This window comes from Rummeliibacillus sp. JY-2-4R (assembly GCF_053847205.1).
In genome coordinates, this window is the sequence record NZ_CM132623.1 from 2,661,544 (window position 1) to 2,683,181 (window position 21,638).

Below are 21,638 nucleotides of genomic sequence, written 5' to 3' on the forward strand. Positions count from 1 at the left end.
TCTTCAAGGGGCGTTTTAGGAGCATGAATTTGGGTTTTTGTTTAAGAATATTTAACCATGAATATATATTTCTAACAGAATAAGTTCCACCTATATTTAATTCATAAAAAAACAGCTCAACCACAAATTTGCGGTAAAAGCTGTCTTTTGTTATTTAATCTCCTACACTACTCTAGGTGAGCTTCAGGTAAATATTTTTGAAACGCTAACTATCAAAACCTCTTCCAAAAATTTATCTTATATTTTTCGAAAATACGATTTAATTATTCCCCACGTAATGCATCAATTTTTTCTGGCATAAACTTATTTGTGCGGAACATTTCAATCTCGTATGCATATGGAGCCTTTTTATTTTTAGAATCTGTTCCTACCCATGGCGTTTCAAGTATTTTTGGGATTTGTGTAAAAGCTTCATGATGAACGATTCGATTTAAAGCGTCGAAGCCAATATGACCAAAGCCAATATTTTCATGGCGGTCCTTTGCTGCGCCTTTTTCGTTTTTACTGTCATTTATGTGAAGCACTTTAATACGATCAAGTCCAATTACTTTATCAAAATGTTCTAAAACACCATCAAAATCATTAACAATATCATATCCTGCATCATGTGTGTGGCATGTGTCATAGCATACTGATAGGCGTTCGTTATTTGTAACCCCATCAATTATTTTAGCTAATTCTTCAAATGTACGACCACATTCAGATCCTTTACCAGCCATTGTTTCTAAGGCGATTTGTACAGGAAAATTTTGCGATAAAACTTCATTTAATCCTTCGATAATTTTCGCAATACCCACATCTGCGCCAGCCCCTACATGAGCACCAGGATGTAATACAATTTGAGTTGCACCTAAAGCAGCAGTTCTTTCAATTTCTTTTTGAAGAAATTCTACTCCAAGTGCAAAGACTTCCGGCTTAGTTGTATTTGCGATATTAATAATATAAGGTGCATGTACAACAATATTAGATAATCCATACTCTTTCATATGTTTGAGACCTGCTTCTATATTCAAGTCTTCAATGGCTTTTCTTCGTGTATTTTGAGGTGCACCTGTATAGATCATAAACGTAGATGCACCATATGAAGCAGCCTCTTCACTTGAAGCAAGAAGCATCTTTTTCCCACTCATAGAAACATGAGAACCGATTAACAAGTCCATCAATATTCCTCCTAGCGTTGACGATTACGTTTACGTCTTTCTGCTTTTTTAATTTTATCCATTTCCCAGCGCATATTACGTTTATAACCTGGTTTAACTTTTTTCGGTTTTCGAACACGTGCTTTTGCGATTTGGTCAATTTCATCGACTTTTTTCTCGCGGTTTTGACGTGCATGTCGCTCTTTCATATCAATGATTTCACCGTTTTTGATATCCTTTTGTACAAAAGGAATTCCCATTTTCTCAACGCGTACAATTGCATCTTCTTCAGATGGATCAAAAATTGTAATAGCAAGTCCTTTATTTCCTGCACGAGCAGTACGTCCTACACGGTGGATAAAGAATTCAAGGTCTTGAGGCAATTCATAGTTGATAACATGACTGACCCCAGGAATATCGATACCGCGCGCTGCTAAATCTGTTGCTACGATATATTGGAATTCAAGATCACGGATTTGTTTCATCATTTTCTTACGATCACGAGGTGATAAATCACCATGAATACGTCCTACACGTTGTCCGTTATTAGATAGAAAATCTGCAACATATTCAGCTTGTTTTCTGGTATTGGTGAAAATAATTGCCAAGTATGGATTAATGGCATTCATTACTTCTAATAACTTACTGTTTTTTGATTTACTTCGTGTTGGAATTAGATAAAAATCTAAGTTTTCTGCTACTGGTTTCTTATCATCCATATGAATATGGACTGGTGAAGCCATGTATTTTTTTAGGAACGGTTGTAAACTCTCTGGAACAGTTGCTGAAAAAACATACATTTCAAGAGTCTCTGGCATTTGAGATGCAAATTGATCAATATCTTCGATAAAGCCCATATCAAAAGCAAGGTCTGCTTCATCAATGACTAAAATATTAGCAGTATGCACAAGTAACGCTTTTTCGTTCACTAAATCACGTATTCGTCCTGGTGTACCAACGACAATTTGAGGTTGTGTTTTTAGTTTGTCGATTGAGCGTTGTTTGTCAGTACCCCCGATATACAATTTTGCTTGGATATCAGTTTCTTCGATTAATTTGTGTAGTTCTACATTGATTTGTGTAGCTAATTCACGAGTTGGTACAGCAATAACAGCTTGCACTTCTTGTTTGTCTTGACGGATACGTTCAACAATTGGGATTAGGAAACTATGTGTTTTACCTGTTCCCGTATGTGCCTGTCCTATTGCACTTTTTCCTTTTAGAATAAGTGGAATCATTTCTTTTTGAATTGGTGTTGGTTCTGTAAAACCTAAGTTTTCAATTGCATTTCTTAAAAAGGGCTGAAAATTGTAATCTGTATATTTGGACATAAATTGTCCCTCCTTACTTCCTTCACTCATTGTAACACGATTCGTACATTAAGTTGAGCATTTGCATATCATAACTATTAATAGAACATTCGTCAATTCCTCACGGCGATTTTTCCAACATGTTTTTAGTGTTCAATTTGACAATACGAAAGGAGAATCTTATGGTTTACCCATCTTTTTACCCTTATGGGAATCAATTTCCTGGGAACTTTAATCCATATGCAATGCAACAAATGATGCGCCCAATGCCTATTCCTCCAAGAGCAATGGGCAATTTTGGTGGTATACCTCAAGCTTTACCTAGAGCAATGCCTAATATGAGAAATTTTGCAGGGGGGGCACAATCTTTCGCAAGAGCGGCAAATAATTTTGCCGGAATGTCACAAGAATTCCCTAGAGCTGCAGGTAACTTTGCAGGAGCGGCAAGAGCCGCAAATAACTTTACAGGAGCGACAAGAGCGGCAAGGGCCGCTGGTAATGCAGCAAGCAATGTAGCAGGGGCGGCAAGAGCGGCAAATACGGCAGGTAATGCGGCAAGCAACGTAGCAGGGGCAGCTAGGGCGGCAAACGCGGCTGGTAATGCAGCGAGCAATGTAGCAGGGGCGGCAAATATGTTCGGAGGTTTTTCAAAAATTGATCAATATTTAAAAACAGCTGATCAATTATTTTCAACAGCTCAGAAATTTTCTCCTATGGTCAAACAATTTTCACCTATGTTCCAAAATCTTCCTGCACTCTATAAACTTTATAAAGGGTTCCAATCCATACCTAGCAATAATGACCAAGGAGCGCAAAAACAAGAAAACACAAGATCAAAAAGAGGGGCTATGAAATTTAAATTTGGCGGCAATAGACCGCAACCTACTAATCAAGAACAAGAACAAGAGCAAACCAAAACACCTACCTATACACTAGAATCTCGCCCTTCAATGCCTAGAATTTTCCAACCGCCATTATAACGAGTATTCGATTATTTTGTATTAGTATTCGGAGTCCGTTATAATAAAGGATAGCGAGCAATGAAAGGAGTTCGAATCATGCAAGTCATTAAAATCACACCAAGAGGCTATTGCTATGGCGTTGTAGATGCTATGGTTATTGCACGAAATGCAGCCTTAGACAAATCATTGCCTAGACCAATATATATTCTTGGAATGATTGTCCATAATAAACACGTAACCGATGCATTCGAACAAGACGGCATCATCACATTAGACGGTAAAAACCGCTTAGAAATATTAGAAAAAGTAGATAAGGGTACTGTTATCTTCACGGCTCACGGAGTCTCTCCTGAAGTACGTGAATTAGCTAAAAGAAAAGGGCTAGTTTCTATTGACGCAACATGCCCTGATGTAACAGTTACTCATAGCTTAATAGAAGAAAAGTCTAAGGAAGGCTACGATATAATTTATATCGGTAAAAAAGGGCATCCGGAACCAGAAGGCGCTATTGGCGTTGCACCTGGTCATGTACACCTGGTTCAAAATATTGAAGATATCGATCAACTACGGTTAACAAGAGATAAAATTCTAGTCACAAACCAAACAACCATGAGTCAATGGGATGTATCACATTTAATGGATCATTTACAAGAAAAATTTCAAAATATTGAAGTCCATAAGGAAATTTGCTTAGCAACTCAAGTTCGCCAAGAAGCTGTAGCTAAACAAGCTGGTGGTGCGGATTTATTGATTGTAGTTGGAGATCCTAAAAGTAATAACTCGAATCGCTTAACTCAGGTATCTGAAGAAATAGCACATACGAAATCATATCGTATTGCCGATTTATCTGAACTTAAATTAGAATGGCTAGAGGGTGTAAATACAGTCGGTGTAACAGCTGGTGCTTCAACTCCAACGCCAATTGTAAAAGAGGTTATTAAATTCTTAGAACAATACGATCCAAATGAACCAACAACACATCATTTAGACCGTTCTGTTACTTTAAATAAAATTTTACCTAAGATTAAACAGCCAACACCAGTTAAGAAAATTTTGCCTTATAATTTAGCTGAAAAATAATAGTACTCATTCATCTTCTTTAATAAAAGAAGATGTTAATTTTTGAGTTTTTTTATATAAAAAAGAGCTACTACATGGTTCAATTAAAAAACCACTAGTTGCTCTTTTTTATATTTTCTATAAAAATTGGAAAGGTTCCGTTGATAATTTAGAAGGGATGAATGTGCAATCTATTTTATGGTCTGCACAAAGCAAAGTCATTTTTTCTGCCACTCCAGCCTTCATAACGCTTTCTACATGATGACCTGGATCGACAATATGTAATCCTATACTTTCTGCATCTTGTGCTACATGGAAATACATATCCCCCGTTACAAATACATCAGCACCTGCTCGTTTTGCTGCATAAATGTATTTGTTTCCATCACCACCAAGCACAGCAATTTTTGATACTTTAGAATTTAAATCTCCCACAACTCTAACTTTAGGTACGTGTAATGTTTTCTTCACATGTTCAGCAAAATCTCTTAAAGTCATTGGATCAACTTTACCTATTCTTCCTAAGCCCATCTCTTTGGCAGGTGTTTCGAGAGCAAATAGATCATATGCTGGTTCCTCATATGGATGATGATTTAACATGGCTCTTAATACTTTATTTTTATTGCTATCTGAAACGACTACCTCTATTTTCACTTCTTTTTCAACATGTAATTTTCCAATCTCTCCAGTAAACGGCTGAGCACCATTTAATGCTCTAAATCTCCCTTGTCCAGAGAGTGTGTAACTACATGAATCATAATCACCAATCTTTCCGGCTCCAGCACCTGCTAATACCTGGCGTAAAGTTTCTGCATGGTTTTCAGGAATAAAGGCAGCTAACTTATACATTTTTTCTGTAAACGTAGGTACAAGCACCTCACAATTTTTTAGTTGTAATGCTTCAGCCAGTAAATCATTTACACCCCCATCTGCTACATCTAGATTAGTATGTGCAGCATAAACTGCGATATCATTCTTGATGCATTTTTCGAGCAATTTGCCTTGTGGTGTATCTGTTCGGAGATTTGGAAGTTTTCTAAAAATTGGGGGGTGATGTGCAATGATTAATTCGCAACCATTTTCAATTGCCTCATCCACAACTTGTTCGTTGACATCCAATGTAACTAAAACTTTTGACACTGATTTATTTAAAGTGCCAATGGCTAACCCTATTGGATCACCTTCCATTGCTGCGATTTTCTTTGGAGACCATGATTCAAAGAGCTGAATAAGTTCTTGTCCATTTGTTTGTTTCATTGTTAAAGAACCCCTTTCACCAATTCAATACGATGCTGTATTTCTTTAGTTTTTTCCATTACATCAGCCGATTGATCTGCTTTTTCGAGCGCTTTTAAAACATTTTGCCACTGTGCAATTTCGCGCTCCCATTTTTCTTTGAAGACTTCATTTTGTTGTTTCATAAGGATTGGACCTAGTAAAAGTTCTTCCTCAGTTAGGTTTTCTGTACCTGGTTCTAACACTAGTACCTCATAAATTTTGCCATCTTCTTTCAAGATAGACTCATCTACTATTTTCCAATTGTTATTTTTTGACCATTCACGGATTGCAATGGCGTGTATATTTGGTTGTAAAATCAAGCGTTTTACCCCAGACAATCGGGAACTATCTTTTTCTAAGATAGAGGAAATTAGTGGACCGCCCATCCCAGCTATCGTAACGACTGTTACTTGATCATTTTGTTCAATAGCTTGCAGACCATCAGCTAAACGTACTGAGATAACATCTTGCAATCCTTCTTGTTGCACTTCGCGACATGCTGATTCATAGGGGCCTTTTACGACTTCTCCGGCAATTGCACCAATTACTTGGCTTTTTAAGACTAAATAACATGGTAAGTATGCATGATCACTACCAATATCTGCAACCTTTGCATTTTGAGGTACAAATGATGCTACTCGTTCAAGTCGTTTAGATAATTTTTGCGCATTCATGTAACGAACACTCCTTCTATAAAATATTGTACCCATTCCCAGTATTTTTTGCATTAAGATATGACTTTTATGTTCATTATATAAAAAGTTGCGTTTACAAACGAAAGACCGCCTTAAAAGTGATTATTTCACTTTTAAGACAGTCCCTTTGGAAAACATATATTAGAATTAAAATTATTTTAATTCAGAAATATATTTAGCCATAGCATCAAGTTCAGCACCTGAAACTAAACCTGCTGGCATTCCACCTTTACCATTTGTAAGAATACCTTTAACGTCTGCTTCAGATAATCCAGTTCCATGTAAGTTTGGGCCTACTTGACCTTTAAGATCGCCACCATGACAAGCGATACATTTTTGTTGTGCGATTGCTTTAGGATCTACATTGCCACCAGAAGCTGCTTCGCCTTTTTTCTCAGCACTTTGTTCAGTTTTTGCTTCATTTCCGCTCTTGGCGATTTCGGCTTTTTTATCTGCTCCACCGACAGACATGAAGAAGATTAAACCAATACCGAATGCCATAATTAAGATATACGGAATAATTGGATTTTTTTTCATGATTTTACCTCCCTTATAAGTTCAATCTATTTGTATAAATAGAATTAGTCAACAATAATATTGTACTTCAAACTTCAAAAAACCGAAAGTCTTTCTGTACAAGTTTTCGCTTGTTTGTGACAAATTTAACAAATTCACTACTTTAACACCCAATTTGCCTTGCTATTACCATTCTTTGTACTTCAGAGGTACCTTCACCAATTTCTAACAATTTTGCATCTCTTAAATAACGTTCAACTTCAAATTCTTTCATGTAACCATATCCACCATGGATTTGTATAGCCTCACGTGCGATTTCCATAGCAATTTCTGTTGCATATAGTTTTGCCATAGAAGCTTCCTTGGTAAATGGTTTTTGTTGATCTTTGAGCCAGGCTGCTTTATACACCATATTACGCGCTAATTCGATTTTCAAAGCCATGTCAGCTAATTTAAATTGTGTTATTTGAAATGAGACAATCGCTTGTCCGAACTGCTTTCTTTCCTTCGCATACTGGAGAGATCTTGAATAAGCAGCCTGCGCAATACCAACTGCCATTGCTGCAATTCCAATTCTTCCACCATCTAATGTTGCCAGAAATTGTTTAAAGCCTTGACCTTCTATACCCAATAAATATTCTTTCGGAACTTGAACATCCTGTAATAAAAGTTCGGTAGTATTTGACGAATTCAACCCCATTTTGTCATACGGTTCACGAATTGTAAAACCCGAACAATCAGTTGGCACAATAATTGCACTAATTTGTTTTTTTCCTTTATAACTACCTGTAACTGCAGTGAGCGCAAGATGTTTAGAATAACTCGCATTTGTTATATAGACTTTACTACCGTTTATTGTATAAGAATTATTTTCAAGTCTTGCTGTTGTCTCTGTCCCTCCTGCATCGGAACCTGCATTTGGCTCTGTTAAGCCAAATGCGCCTAATGATTCTCCTGTACAAATTGGTGTTAGAAATCTTTCCTTTTGTTCCTTCGTTCCAAATAAATGGAGCGGGGCACCTCCTAATGAAATATGCGCAGAATACGTAATACCTGTAGATGCACAAGCTCTACTTAATTCCTCCGTAACAATTGCAAAACTAATTGTATCTGCACCTGCTCCACCATAAGTTTCTTCAAAAGGTAATCCCATTATTCCCATTTCGCCTAATTGTTTAAAAATTTCTTTTGGAAAACGTTTTGTACGATCCCTTTCAACTGCCCCAGGCGCCACAACTTCATCGGCAAATTCCTTAATCATCTTCTGTAACATTCTTTGCTCATCGTTCAATTCAAAATTCAACAATATCACTCCCTAATTGAATTTACAAACAAATACGTTATACAAAATAATATTGTTATAAAGTCGAAAAAAGAAGCTATTTATGTAAGTAAATAGCTTCTTAATTGATAATTTAATGTATTGTTAAAAAGGCGAACATTTAATGAGCCATTGTAATGCCAAACAGCTATAATGTTGAATATAAACCTTACCACTTGATATGTGCGAAAGTCCTATCTGGGCTGTCATGCTAAAATAAAAAACTTTATATTCAAATATTATATGACTCATTTAAATACAATATAGAAAATGATAATGATGAAACCTATGATTCCAGAAATTTTAAAATAAATTAAGTTCAGTAACTTTCCAGAAATAGCCCATAATAGACAATTCCCCAAGAGGACTCCATAAAGAAAATAATATCTATCAGGGAACATAATATTCACAAGTTTTATTGAGACACCTAATATCAATAATGCAACAGTTGCATATGTAAAAGTAGCCATAATTGTTTTAGTTGAAGTATATTTGAAGGCTAAAAACAATAAATAGATGATTGTACAAACACTAAGTATTAATGGGATTAGAACAAAAGGTACTTTAAATGCAAATAACGAGCTGAATAGCACAATAGTACAGAAAGATATTAAAAGTTTTTTCCAATGATGTTTTTCCCTTTTTGTATGTAAAATTGAATTCGTTGCACTTACCTCAACTTTTGAATCTTCTGCTATCCCTCCAGAATATAATGTTATTAAAAAATCACAGTAATGTTCAGGTAGTAATTTATTATTCTTCCAAAATATTATTTCATTAAGGATTACTTCTTTCTTCTGATCGCTCACTTCCTAACCTCCTGCTTAAGTAACAACTTTCATCCATCATTTTACCATTAAAAAAGGCATCCTAACATGTCAGGATACCTAAAAATTTTATATACTACTCTAAAGAAAAAACTTGAAGCGAAATTGACTATGCATAACGCAAATTGTCGTCCATTCCACTTCAAGAAATATTGATTCACTATATTTTTATTAGGAAGTTTTTTAAAAGTTTCTTCCCAAGGAAAGATCTATTCTAAAAAGTCTTTTAGTCGTTTACTGCGTGAAGGATGACGTAATTTTCGTAGTGCCTTCGCTTCGATTTGACGGATACGCTCTCTTGTTACACCAAAAACTTTCCCTACCTCTTCAAGTGTACGAGTACGTCCATCATCTAAACCAAAACGTAAACGAAGAACATTTTCTTCACGGTCTGTAAGTGTATCTAATACATCTTCTAATTGTTCTTTCAAAAGTTCGTAAGCAGCATGATCTGAAGGTGATTGCGCTTCTGAGTCTTCAATAAAATCTCCTAAGTGTGAATCATCTTCTTCACCTATTGGTGTTTCTAATGAAACAGGTTCTTGTGCGATTTTTAAAATTTCACGAACCTTTTCTGGAGCTAAATCCATTTCTTCCCCGATTTCTTCAGGAGTTGGTTCGCGACCTAAATCTTGAAGTAATTGACGTTGAACACGAATTAATTTATTAATTGTTTCGACCATATGCACAGGTATACGGATTGTACGTGCTTGGTCAGCAATTGCACGAGTAATTGCTTGTCGAATCCACCAAGTTGCATAAGTTGAGAATTTGAACCCTTTACGATAATCGAATTTTTCAACGGCTTTTATAAGGCCCATGTTACCTTCTTGAATTAAATCAAGGAATAACATGCCACGTCCAACATAACGTTTTGCAATACTTACCACAAGACGTAAATTGGCTTCTGCAAGTCGTTTGCGTGCTTCATCGTCACCTTGCTCAATGCGTTCAGCAAGTGCAATTTCTTCTTCTGCGCTCAATAAGTCAACTCGACCAATTTCTTTTAGATACATGCGAACGGGGTCATTTATCTTGACGCCTGGTGGAACACTTAAATCATTCAAGTCAAACGTTTCTTCATTTTCATTGCCTTTTAGAAGACGATCTAGATTCTCTTCATCGCCATCCTTACCACCTAATTCAATGCCATTTGATTCAAGTTTTTCGATGAATTCTTCGACTTGGTCAGCTTCCATTTCATAAGTTTGTAATTTATCGGCAATTTCCGCATAAGTCAATTCACCATTTTTCTTACCTGTTTCTAGTAAGAATTTTTTTGTTTCTTCTAATGTATGTTCATGTTCAACAACTTTTACTTTTTGTACATCGTTTGAACGTTTAGACTTGTCCGCCACAGGTGTTTCCTCCTTCTAACAATCACTATCCCACAATACAATTACACTTTCGATAGTGATCTCGTTAAATCAATAACTTCTTGTGAAAGCTGCAATGCACTTCTCTGATCGTGCATTTTCTCTGCTTCTTTTATAGCATGTGTTTTATCTTGTATTTGTTGCTTGATTATAAATTTCTTCATTTCCTTCAAGCAATCAGAAATTTCCTCCTCAGCATGATTCGGATCACGCTCTACAAGAGCAGCTTCCATAATAATTTTGCGTAGCTCTCTATCACCAATGACTTCTGCAAAGCGTTGATAATCAGCCTTTTGATATTCTTCATAAAAACCGATTAGGTGAATATAGATTGCCATATAATCATCCCGTATAAAGGGATTTCCTTTCTCTTCCTGGCGAATTCTATCTGCAACGTCAATGTTGTGTAACATATGTGCTAAGAGTAATCTTTCCGCACGATCGATCGCTGAGAGTGGTTTCTGTTGAAGAGTTAGCTTATCTGATATTGGGAGCGCTTTTGGTTGAGACTCTTTTTGATTAAAACTTTTTGCTATCTGCGCTTCCTTTTGACGTAATTGCATTTGTAAAGTTTCTTCAGTAATACTTGTGTCCATTGCTATTTGTTTGATGTATAATTCTTTTTCAATGGGAGAAATTCCTTCAACCAAGTAATTCAAAGCTTCATCTACATATTGCAATATGTCATTTTGGTATTGAAAATTTTTACTTCTACGTGCATACATCAACATGAATGCGACATAGCTTTGTGGTTCACTAATTACTTTTTCTTTAAAAGCTTCTGGACCAAATTGCTGTATATATTCATCAGGGTCTAAACCTGTTGGTAGAACTGCAACTTCAATATTTAATTGTTCTGCATGTAACATTTCAGCAGCTTTTCTTGCAGCTTCCCACCCAGCTTTATCACCATCATAGCAAACAATTATATGATCAGTTAGACGTTTTAGCTTTGTCATATGTTGTACCGTCAAAGCAGTACCCATAGATGCGACACCGTTAAAAACACCTGCTCTTTTAGCAGATAACACATCCATAAAACCTTCAAATAACACAACATTGCGTTCTTTTCGTATAATAGGTCTAGCTTGGTCTAAGTTATATAATACTTGTCCTTTATGGAATATCGGTGACTCCGGACTATTTAAGTATTTGGCATCTTCACCGCCACTATCCAAAATACGACCTGAGAATGCAATTATTTTGCCTTGCTCATCACGAATAGGAAACATTACACGGCCTCTGAAACGATCGAAGTAACCCGAACCGTCCTCACGCTTAATAATTAATCCGCATTGTTCCATTTCTTCTAAGCTAAAGCCTTTACGTGTTAAAAGTTGAGTTAATGAATCCCAATGGGGCAAAGAAAAACCTACACCATTTGATTCAATTTCCTCACGTGTAAACCCTCTTTGTTGCAAATAATTTAGCCCTTGCTCGCCTTCTTCTGTATTTAGAAGCAAGTGTTGATAATACTCAGCAGCAAAAGCATGGGCGTCCTTCATACGACTTTCCTCTTCAGAAATTGGATGCGTATGATGCTCTGGTGATGATGAGACTTCGACATGTATGCCGACACGGTCACCAAGTTTAGCTGTAGCTTCTTGGAAAGATATATTCTCAATATCCATTAAGAAAGTAATTGCACTTCCTCCAGCACCACAACCAAAGCAATGGAAAATTTGTTTATCTGTAGAAACAGAAAATGAAGGCGTTTGTTCCCCATGAAAAGGACACAGTCCAAAATAGTTTCTTCCGCGCTTTGTCAACTGTACATATTCGCCAACTATGTCAACAATATCCGTTTTTGAACGTATTTGTTCAATCATCTCTTCAGGTATTTTTTGCGCCATTCCATCACCATCTTTTTTTGCTCGTAACTAATGTTCGAGATAATTACCTAAAAGTCCTTCATTTTTCGACAAAAAAATTTTATTTAAGTTAGTATGGCTAAAATCCTTGTAATTATTTTTACCACAATTTTTTATTATAAAACATTTCATTTCAAAATTCTATCATTTTTTTGATTATTTTCAGAAAAAACGCAAAAAAACCTCCTGAAACAGGAGGAGAACATACTTTTAATGTCAATTTGATGAATGAATGCGATGGATAATATCATTTGCTGTCTCTTCAACAGCTTTGTTTGTTACATCAATAACTTGACACCCAATTCGTTTAACTACATTTTTGAAATGAGTAATCTCTTCATTTATACGGTCAAGTTTTGCATAACTAGCACTATCATCAAGACCTAATGCAAGTAGACGTTCTTTACGAATACTATTAAGTTTTGCAGGAGAAATAACGAGACCTATGCATTTTTTCGGATCCACCAAGAATAATTCTTCTGGTGGCTCTACTTCGGGCACTAGCGGTACGTTAGCGACTTTATAACGTTTATGTGCCAAAAATTGCGAAAGCGGGGTTTTAGAGGTTCGTGATACACCGATTAATACGATATCCGCTTTTAGTAACCCTCTAGGGTCTCTACCATCATCGTATTTTACTGCAAACTCAATTGCCTCAATTTTTTTGAAATAATCATCGTCTAATTTACGAACTAATCCGGGTTCTTCCAAAGGTTCAACTTTTAGAGTTTTCCCAAGCATCCCCATAATTGGCCCCATTAAATCAACTGATGGAATTCCCTTTTCTTCGCATATATCACGTAAAAAATCACGCATAGTTTCTTTAACTAATGTGTATACAATTATTGCATTTTGCTCTTTTGCCAGTTGAACAATTTCCGATAATTGTTCAACACTTTCGACATGTGGAAAACGTTGTAACTTAGTATCCTGCATACCTGGTCTAAATTGACTGATTGCAGCTTTTGTTACTAAATCACCTGTTTCTCCTACAGAATCTGAAATGATAAATACGGATAAATTATTCATGGAAGCATCACCTCACAAATCATGATTTTCAGCAAGCGAAAGAAACGCACGTGTAATATTTGTTTTTGTCAAACGACCTATGACTTCCAAGCCATCTGGATGTTCGATTACGACAGGTAATGCATCAATTTGTCTTTCAATGAGTTTATGTGCCGCCTGAATTAAACTATCTGATTTTAAACAAAATGCAATATTTGGCATCCTCGTCATTATAATATGTACGGGAATATGATTTAAATCCTGACTACCTATACTTGTACGAAGTAAATCTTTTCTTGAAAGTACTCCAGTTAAATAAGAATTATGATCTACAACAAATAATGTACCCACATCTTCTAAAAACATTTGACAAATGGCATCATATACAGAAACATTCTCAGAAACTACAACCGGAATGGATTGAAAATCTTTCACTTTCATATTCGTCATGCTATCGACAACTGCCTGGTTTGTCTTTTTACCAGAGTAAAAATAACCAACACGCGGTCTAGCATCCAAAAAACCTGCCATTGTTAAAATGGCTAAATCTGGTCTAAGTGTCGCTCTAGTCAGTGAAAGACGCTCAGCTATTTGTTCCCCTGTTATAGGGCCATTACCCTTCACAATTTCTAAGATCTCTTCCTGACGTTTGTTGAGTTCTATTGGACTCACCGCCTCAAAAAGTGTTATACTCAATTCCTAATTATTATATACTATTTTTGAATTTATTGCGAAGAAAAGTATTGCATGTTACAATTGATTTCAATATGAATAAGCGATGAACGGACAATAAGTATGATTTCACTTTTGAAAGCGAGTAGAGATGGTGAAAGTCTACACGAAATCAGAAAAAGGCAACCGGGAGCTACTTTTTGAATAAAGAGGATTACTTTGGTAATCAATCGGGGTGGAACCGCGGGTCATTAGCACTCGTCCCCGGGTACAAAATTTTGTGCCCGGAGACGGGTGCTTTATCATTTTATGGAGGGATTCTTATGGTAAAAACAATGGAGAGCATAGTAAGCTTAGCTAAACACCGTGGCTTTGTCTTCCCAGGTTCTGAAATTTATGGAGGTTTAGCGAACACTTGGGATTATGGTCCACTTGGGGTTGAACTTAAAAACAATGTTAAAAAAGCATGGTGGCAAAAATTCGTTCAAGAATCACAATACAATGTAGGTCTTGACGCTGCTATTTTAATGAATCCAAAAACTTGGGTAGCTTCAGGCCATGTAGGTAATTTTAATGACCCTATGATTGACTGTAAGAAATGTAAATCTCGCCACCGCGCAGATAAATTAATCGAAGACGCTGCACTTGCAAAAGGTGAAGAAATTATTGTAGATGGTATGCCATTTGATAAAATGGCAGAAGTTTTAAAACAATATGATGTTCATTGTCCAAATTGTGGTGAACAAGATTTTACTGAAATCCGTCAGTTTAATCTTATGTTCAAAACATTCCAAGGTGTTACTGAAGATTCTACAAACGAAATTTTCTTACGTCCTGAAACAGCACAAGGTATTTTCGTAAACTTTAAAAATGTTCAACGTTCTATGCGTAAACGTACGCCATTTGGTATCGCACAAATTGGGAAATCATTCCGTAACGAAATCACACCAGGTAACTTCACTTTCCGTACTCGTGAATTTGAACAAATGGAATTAGAATTCTTCTGTAAACCTGGTTCGGAACTTGAATGGCATTCATACTGGAAAGAATTCTGTAAAAACTGGTTATTAAACTTGAAAATGAATGAAGATTCTATGCGTCTTCGCGATCATGAAGCAGAAGAACTTTCTCACTATTCAAATGCTACAACAGATATCGAATTTAAATTCCCATTTGGTTGGGGAGAATTATGGGGTATTGCGTCACGTACTGATTTCGACTTAAACCGCCACGCTGAACACTCAGGTGAGGATTTCACTTATATTGATCCAGCAACAAACGAACGATACGTTCCTTACTGCATCGAACCATCACTTGGCGCAGACCGCGTTACTCTTGCATTTTTATGTGATGCATATGATGAAGAAGAATTAGAAGGCGGAGATACTCGTACAGTTCTTCACTTACACCCTGCTCTTGCACCATTCAAAGCAGCAGTACTTCCACTTTCAAAAAAATTAGGCGATCAAGCATCTGAAGTATGGGCTGAATTACGTAAATCATTCCCAGTAGATTATGATGAATCACAATCAATCGGTAAACGCTATCGCCGCCAAGATGAAATTGGTACACCATTCTGCATTACTTACGACTTTGATTCTGTAGAAGATGGTCAAGTAACTGTACGTCATCGCGATTCTATGGACCAAGAACGCATGCCAATTTCTGATGTAAAAGCTTATATTGAAAAACATCTTGCATTTTAATTTTGTGAGGTAATATCGAATCTATAATTCCCCACTTTTCACTAGACATTTAACACCAACATATTAAAGAGGTGTGACTTCAACGTCACACCTCTTTTTTATTTTTCATTAAGAATACTCATAAAACCCTTTTCCACTTTTTCTTCCTAAATTCCCTGCTCGCACATACTTGCGAAGTAAAGGAGGAACTCGATACTTGGAATCTTGTGTTTCCTCATATAAAGTTTCGGCAACAAATAATAATGTATCTAAGCCAATCATATCAGCCAGTGCAAGAGGTCCTATAATATGACTTGCACCAAGTTTCATCCCTTTATCTATATCTTCCGCAGAAACTACGCCTTCACTAAGTAAAAATATAGCTTCATTAATCATTGGTACGAGTATTCTGTTGACCACAAATAATGGAGTATCTAAAATTGAAATACTTTGTTTACCAATAGATTCTACTAACTTAATAGCAAATTCATAGGTTGAATCTGCAGTATTTGATCCCCGAACGACTTCTACTAGTTCCATAACAGGGACTGGATTAAAGAAATGCATACCTATTACTTTGTGTGCTCTTTTTGTCGCTGCCCCCAATTCTGTAATGCTTAAACCAGAAGTATTAGAAGCAATTATTGTATTTTCATCACAGATTTCGTCTAATTCAGCAAATACACTCTTTTTTATTTCAATATTTTCGGGAACTGCTTCTATCACTAAATCTTGTCCACTCATTTCAATAATTTCAGTAGTAAACGTGATTTTCTCCATCACATCGCTTATTTCATTAATATTCCGCCCTTGCTTTTTAAACACTCTTAATAGATTAGTATTTATTGTAATTTTTGCTCTCTCTAAAGCTCCTAAATTTTTATCGCATAATACAACTTTGAAACCAGCAGTTGCCATTACTTGTGCAATCCCATTCCCCATCGTTCCAGAGCCTAACACACCAATTTTCATATTCATAACACCCCATATTATAATTAATATCTTTAAACAAAGCAGGAAATTCTAGAGCACTTGGTTACTTTCACGTATTCAGTGCATTACAATAGTTCATTCGATTGAGCACGATTGGCCATTTCTATTAAATTTGTTACAGCCTTATTTAAGGTGCCAAATCGCTCATCATTTACAGCTCCAATTTTCCAGCGATAATGGATTTGTTGTAAGATAACTGCTAATTTGAACAGTCCAAAAGTAAAATAAAAATTGATGTTCGAAACATCTCGGTGACTTAGTTTCGCATACTCTTGGATAAATTCACGTCGACTATAAAATCCATCCTGATTCGTAATCATATTGATACCTAAATCTGGATCATCCTTCTGTCCCCAGTAAACAAGAGCGGATCCTAAATCGCTTAATGGATCTCCGATAGTAGAAAGTTCCCAATCTAGCACGCCAACAATTTTGGAAGGGTTTTCTGCATCAAATACCATATTATTCAATTTAAAGTCATTATGAACAATTGTTGTCTCAGGATTATTTGGTATATCTGTAGTCAACCAATTTTGAAGTTCTTCTAAATATGGAACATCATCTGTTTTTGATAAGTGATATCGTTTAATCCAACTATAAACCTGTCTTTCTAAATATCCATCAGGTTTCCCCATATTTTCTAATTTGGCCTCTTTATAATCAATGGATTGCAGATGTACAAGCGTTTCGATTACACTTTGAGAAATAAGCGTTCCAGTTGATTGCGAATTTTGATAGTGCTCTGGCAGTTTACTATCTATCACGATTCCTTGCTTTTTCTCCATAACATAGAAGTGTTTATCCATAATAGCTTGATCTTCACAAAAGACATATGGCTTTGGAGCAAGAGAAAATACAGGATTAATTTTTTCCAATAGTCTAAATTCTCTTGCCATATCATGCGCTTTTGGAGGAACGCTACCGAAAGGGGGACGTCGTAGGACACCTTCCCACCCATTGATACGAAGTAAGTACGTTAAATTAGAATATCCTTCAGAAAACTTTTGAACCTCCAATTTCCCCACCGGAAGCTCATTTATAGAGTTTCTAAGATAGTTCTCTACTGTTTTCCAATTAATTGCATCTTGTAATGGAATTGTTTTTCGATTTGTGAAACTCATTATCGACTCTCCTTTCTACAAGCGTGATACTGGCATGTTATTGATCATGCTTTTGTTTCTATTATGATTTTTTCGCCATCGTAAACTGGTACTACATGGATACTTTCAAAATGATTTATAACATACGTCAGTGATTCTTCAAATCTTAATGAACGAAGTAATAATGCAGTTTCACAGTCATATAATTTTTGGAAGTTTTCAGCTTTTAATCGTTGATATGTTTCTCTTGCAAGTTTTGAAGAATCAGAAAGTGCATAGTCCCCTTTACTCATCAAATAGTCTATGATTTGTCCTGCGCCTACAAAGTCTTCGAGTGAAAATCGATTATCATTTCCAGAACAAATTAGAAGTATTGAGGAATCATCTGTTTGATCATAAAGTTTTCCAGCAATGGCATGACCATTTATAAGAGAAGAAATGTATAATTTCTTTGCGTTCTTAGCCTTTTGTATAGCTTTTGTTCCATTTGTCGAACAGATAATGGCCGCTTGTTGATTTTCGCAAGGTAGAATTCTAGATGGATCAGGGTAATGAAAACCTGGAATACAATCACCTTTCGTTTCTCCTAGTAGCAGATAAGGCCCTTTTTGGACTTTTGCTACAGCTAATGCACTATTTTGATCCATTACTGCATAAATTGGATGATAGTTTTTATTTAATAAGAAAGCAATCGTAGAAGTTGCAAGAAATACATCAATGACAACTGCAGTGCAATTATTTAATTGATTTTCATTTACAGATTCTTTTTGGGTAATGACATGTATTTTCCTCATTTTATCGAATCCTTCAATTGAAATTTCACAAGATTATTTTTTACCTTCCTTTAAAATTTGGCTCTCTTTTCTCAAAGAATGAAGCAATGCCTTCTTTGTGATCTTCAGTTTGCAATAACATTGCTTGAATCATATTTTCTTGTTTAAATGCCACTTCCTTATGAAGTTCGTTGACATGGTTGACTAAATATTTTACATACTTGTTGCTAACTTCTGGACCTTTAACAATAAATTCAGCGAACTTATTTGCCTCATCTAATACTGGTTGTTGTGTAGTAATCCGGTTAATAATTCCTTTTGAGAGCGCCTCTTCTGCTGATATTACTTTTCCTGAGGAAATCCATTCTTTCGCAATCGGAGGTGATACGCGTTGTGATAATAATTTGATTAAACCTAAATCTGGTATGAGTCCAATATTCGTAAAACTCAAAGCAAATTTGGCATCACAATCTGCAATGATAAAATCTGCAGCTAATGCTAAACTAAAACCCGCCCCTGCAGCATAGCCATGCACCGCTGCAATAATATATTTATCTAAATCCATCATTTTTTGAGAAAGCCCTGATACATAGTCAATCCAATTGATTGCATCATAAGGATTTTCCATCTTACTTATTGATTCTATATCTCCACCAGCACTAAATGATTTCCCCTCGCCCGATAGGATAATTACTTTAACCTGCTCATCCTTTGATAATTCATCTAAGGCTAAACTGATTTCAGCAACAAGTGGTTTTGATAGTGCATTTAGCTTATTGGGACGATTCATTTTGATTTGTCCAATGTTATTTTTAACAGTTACCTCTACTAAGCTTGTCAATTTGTGACCCCCGTCCTAAGTTAAGTACTGATGATGATTTTCCCGTAAGTCGCTCTCTCTGCTAAAAGATCTAGTGCATTAGGGACCTTTGAAAATTCATATTTTTCAAAAATTAATGGACGTATTGCTTTCTTTTTCTTTAATTCCATTAATTCTTGATGTGCCTTTTTCACTTCTTCAGGAAATAATTTGCGAAATAATCCAAAATGAACGCCTACAATCGAATAATTCTTAATCAGTGCATGATTTGTGGGAGCTTCGGCAATACGGCCACCTGCAAAACCAATGACCAGTATTCTGCCTTCAAATGCAATACACTTTCTTGAACGATCAAAGGTATCTCCCCCAACTGGATCAAAAATAATATCCGCTCCTTTTCCACTCGTCACTTCTTTTACAATTTGAACAAAATCATCTTGCCTATAATTGATAACAAAATCTGCTCCTAATTCTTTGCAAATTCGTGTTTTTTCAGCACTACCAGCTGTAGCAATAACAATTGCACCTGCTGCTTTCCCTAACTGTATAGCAGCTGATCCTACTCCTCCAGAACCAGCATGAACTAGTAATACATCTCCATGTTTAATCCTCGCAGTTCTGTGCAGCGCAAAAAAGGCTGTTTGATAAGTGATAAATAAAGCTGCAGCTTCTTCGAAATTGAGTTCATCTGGTATCGGAAATACATCTTCAACTTTTACAACAACCCACTCAGAAAGCCCTCCACTAGGAAGTTGTGGAGTCGCAATAACTCTTTGCCCTTTTTTAAGGAGTACATTTCCGCCTATATCTTCAATAGTTCCAGAAATTTCTGCTCCTGGAGTAAATGGTAATTGAGGTCTTTCTTGATACTTTCCTTGACATAGCAAGATATCAAAAAAGTTTAAGGCAGCTGCTTCCACTTTAATAAGTACCTCGTTAGAACTCGGTTTTGGCTTTGGTAAATTCACTTGCTTTAATACATCTTGTGGTTCACCAATTTCCGTGACATTCCATGCTCTCATAAATTTAGCCCCACCCCTTTACTTCAATTGTTCACGTAATTCTAATTTTCCAATATCCCGTAAATGTACTTGGTCAGGTCCATCAACAATTCGCAATGTACGAGCATTTGCGTAGTGGGCCGCAAGCGGGAAATCCTCTGTGACTCCTGCACCACCAAATACCTGAATTGCACGATCAATCACGTTAATGGATACTTTTGGAGCTACCACTTTAATCATCGCAATTTCTTTTCTTGCTGCTTTTGCACCTTCCAAATCCATCTTATGAGCTGCATGTAAAGTAAGTAATCTTGCCTGTTCGATTTCAATTCGGCTTTCCGCAATGATTTCACGAATAACGTCTTTGTCTGCTAATTTAGTACCAAATGCTTCCCTATCATTCGCTCTTTGACAAAGTAGCTCGATTGCACGCTCAGCAGCTCCAATTGCACGCATACAATGATGAATTCTTCCTGGTCCTAGACGTCCTTGAGCAATTTCGAATCCTCTTCCCTCTCCCAAAAGAATATTCGAAACAGGTACTCTTACATTGTTATAATGTATTTCTGCATGTCCATGTGGAGCGTGATCATAACCGAAGATTGGTAAATGTCTTTTTATCTCTACTCCTTTAGTATTTAATGGAACAAGAACCATTGATTGTTGCTTATGCTTCTCTGCATTTGGATTGGATTTCCCCATTACAATGGCTATTTTGCATCTAGGGTCAAGTGCTCCTGAAGTAAACCACTTTTTCGCATTTATGACATACTCATCTCCATCACGGACTATGCTTGCTTGAATATTCGTTGCATCAGAAGAAGCTACATCAATTTCTGTCATGGAAAAACAAGAACGAATTTCCCCACTAAGTAATGGAGTTAACCATTGTTCTTTTTGTTCATCTGTCGCGTATTTTAGAAATACTTCCATATTTCCTGTGTCTGGTGCATTACAATTGAAAATTTCAGGTGCAATTAATGAACGTCCCATTATTTCACATAGATGAGCATATTCATAATTTGATAAGCCTTGTCCTAGTTCTTCGTCATCCAAAAATAAGTTCCATAAGTTTTGTGCTTTTGCTTTTTCTTTTAATTCCTCAATAATTGGCGGGATTTGCCAACGATTTACACTTTCATTTAACTGTTCTTCATATATTTTTTCGTTTGGATATACATACTCATCCATGAATTGGATTAATTTGTTTTTTAACGTTAATGCATTTTGTG

At 36.1% G+C, this 21,638-nt stretch carries 20 protein-coding genes; 3 read left to right on the plus strand and 17 right to left on the minus strand.

Features of this window, described 5'->3' with window-relative positions; translation table 11 throughout:
- Window positions 1–263 precede the first annotated feature (263 nt).
- Both ACWV26_RS13055 and ACWV26_RS13060 read right to left on the minus strand, forming a co-directional pair.
- Complete coding sequence (locus ACWV26_RS13055; protein ID WP_455898254.1) at window positions 264–1,154, minus strand: deoxyribonuclease IV; 891 nt, start codon at window positions 1,152–1,154, stop codon at window positions 264–266.
- Between the two features lie 17 nt (window positions 1,155–1,171).
- Entirely contained in the window at window positions 1,172–2,470 is a 1,299-nt protein-coding gene (locus ACWV26_RS13060; RefSeq protein ID WP_455895168.1) for a DEAD/DEAH box helicase, read from the minus strand.
- Window positions 2,471–2,631: 161 nt separating this feature from the next.
- On the opposite strand from ACWV26_RS13060, the gene vrrA reads away from it, so the two are divergent.
- Both vrrA and ACWV26_RS13070 read left to right on the plus strand, forming a co-directional pair.
- Window positions 2,632–3,429 (plus strand): VrrA/YqfQ family protein, encoded by a 798-nt coding sequence (gene vrrA / locus ACWV26_RS13065; RefSeq protein ID WP_455895169.1) that lies wholly within the window; start codon window positions 2,632–2,634, stop codon window positions 3,427–3,429.
- A gap of 78 nt (window positions 3,430–3,507) precedes the next feature.
- Window positions 3,508–4,491: a 4-hydroxy-3-methylbut-2-enyl diphosphate reductase gene (locus ACWV26_RS13070; RefSeq protein ID WP_455895170.1), complete on the plus strand. Its 984-nt coding sequence runs from the start codon at window positions 3,508–3,510 to the stop codon at window positions 4,489–4,491.
- Window positions 4,492–4,608: 117 nt separating this feature from the next.
- Here ACWV26_RS13070 and ACWV26_RS13075 read toward each other — a convergent pair whose 3' ends face one another.
- The 9 genes from ACWV26_RS13075 to ACWV26_RS13115 all read right to left on the minus strand — a co-directional run bounded on the left by ACWV26_RS13075 (window position 4,609) and on the right by ACWV26_RS13115 (window position 14,034).
- Window positions 4,609–5,727, minus strand: coding sequence for a Nif3-like dinuclear metal center hexameric protein (locus ACWV26_RS13075; protein WP_455895171.1), 1,119 nt, complete (start codon window positions 5,725–5,727; stop codon window positions 4,609–4,611).
- Between the two features lie 2 nt (window positions 5,728–5,729).
- Complete coding sequence (locus ACWV26_RS13080; RefSeq protein ID WP_455895172.1) at window positions 5,730–6,422, minus strand: tRNA (adenine(22)-N(1))-methyltransferase; 693 nt, start codon at window positions 6,420–6,422, stop codon at window positions 5,730–5,732.
- A 174-nt stretch (window positions 6,423–6,596) separates the two neighbouring features.
- Window positions 6,597–6,980: a cytochrome c550 gene (cccA, locus tag ACWV26_RS13085; protein WP_455895173.1), complete on the minus strand. Its 384-nt coding sequence runs from the start codon at window positions 6,978–6,980 to the stop codon at window positions 6,597–6,599.
- A gap of 142 nt (window positions 6,981–7,122) precedes the next feature.
- Window positions 7,123–8,262 (minus strand): acyl-CoA dehydrogenase family protein, encoded by a 1,140-nt coding sequence (locus ACWV26_RS13090; protein WP_455895174.1) that lies wholly within the window; start codon window positions 8,260–8,262, stop codon window positions 7,123–7,125.
- 266 nt (window positions 8,263–8,528) lie between these two features.
- Entirely contained in the window at window positions 8,529–9,089 is a 561-nt protein-coding gene (locus ACWV26_RS13095) for a hypothetical protein (RefSeq protein WP_455895175.1), read from the minus strand.
- 227 nt (window positions 9,090–9,316) lie between these two features.
- Window positions 9,317–10,465, minus strand: a complete 1,149-nt coding sequence (gene rpoD, locus ACWV26_RS13100; protein ID WP_455895176.1) for an RNA polymerase sigma factor RpoD — start codon at window positions 10,463–10,465, stop codon at window positions 9,317–9,319.
- A gap of 41 nt (window positions 10,466–10,506) precedes the next feature.
- Complete coding sequence (dnaG, locus tag ACWV26_RS13105) at window positions 10,507–12,336, minus strand: DNA primase (RefSeq protein ID WP_455895177.1); 1,830 nt, start codon at window positions 12,334–12,336, stop codon at window positions 10,507–10,509.
- A 234-nt stretch (window positions 12,337–12,570) separates the two neighbouring features.
- Window positions 12,571–13,383, minus strand: coding sequence for a pyruvate, water dikinase regulatory protein (locus tag ACWV26_RS13110; protein ID WP_455895178.1), 813 nt, complete (start codon window positions 13,381–13,383; stop codon window positions 12,571–12,573).
- A gap of 12 nt (window positions 13,384–13,395) precedes the next feature.
- Window positions 13,396–14,034: a helix-turn-helix transcriptional regulator gene (locus ACWV26_RS13115; protein ID WP_455895179.1), complete on the minus strand. Its 639-nt coding sequence runs from the start codon at window positions 14,032–14,034 to the stop codon at window positions 13,396–13,398.
- Between the two features lie 323 nt (window positions 14,035–14,357).
- On the opposite strand from ACWV26_RS13115, the gene ACWV26_RS13120 reads away from it, so the two are divergent.
- Window positions 14,358–15,740 (plus strand): glycine--tRNA ligase, encoded by a 1,383-nt coding sequence (locus ACWV26_RS13120; protein ID WP_455895180.1) that lies wholly within the window; start codon window positions 14,358–14,360, stop codon window positions 15,738–15,740.
- Between the two features lie 108 nt (window positions 15,741–15,848).
- On the opposite strand, the gene ACWV26_RS13125 is transcribed toward ACWV26_RS13120, so the two are convergent.
- The 6 genes from ACWV26_RS13125 to ACWV26_RS13150 form a co-directional block, all read right to left on the minus strand.
- A complete protein-coding gene (locus ACWV26_RS13125) occupies window positions 15,849–16,697 on the minus strand; it encodes a 3-hydroxyacyl-CoA dehydrogenase family protein (RefSeq protein WP_455895181.1) in 849 nt (282 codons plus the stop codon).
- A gap of 80 nt (window positions 16,698–16,777) precedes the next feature.
- Window positions 16,778–17,833, minus strand: a complete 1,056-nt coding sequence (locus tag ACWV26_RS13130) for a phosphotransferase family protein (RefSeq protein WP_455895182.1) — start codon at window positions 17,831–17,833, stop codon at window positions 16,778–16,780.
- Between the two features lie 44 nt (window positions 17,834–17,877).
- Window positions 17,878–18,606: a 2-phosphosulfolactate phosphatase gene (locus tag ACWV26_RS13135; protein ID WP_455895183.1), complete on the minus strand. Its 729-nt coding sequence runs from the start codon at window positions 18,604–18,606 to the stop codon at window positions 17,878–17,880.
- Between the two features lie 40 nt (window positions 18,607–18,646).
- On the minus strand, window positions 18,647–19,426 hold the full coding sequence (locus ACWV26_RS13140) for an enoyl-CoA hydratase/isomerase family protein (protein WP_455895184.1): 780 nt from the start codon (window positions 19,424–19,426) through the stop codon (window positions 18,647–18,649).
- A 20-nt stretch (window positions 19,427–19,446) separates the two neighbouring features.
- On the minus strand, window positions 19,447–20,427 hold the full coding sequence (locus ACWV26_RS13145) for an NADPH:quinone oxidoreductase family protein (protein WP_455895185.1): 981 nt from the start codon (window positions 20,425–20,427) through the stop codon (window positions 19,447–19,449).
- Window positions 20,428–20,445: 18 nt separating this feature from the next.
- On the minus strand, window positions 20,446–21,597 hold the full coding sequence (locus ACWV26_RS13150) for an acyl-CoA dehydrogenase family protein (RefSeq protein WP_455898255.1): 1,152 nt from the start codon (window positions 21,595–21,597) through the stop codon (window positions 20,446–20,448).
- Between the last annotated feature and the right edge of the window lie 41 nt (window positions 21,598–21,638).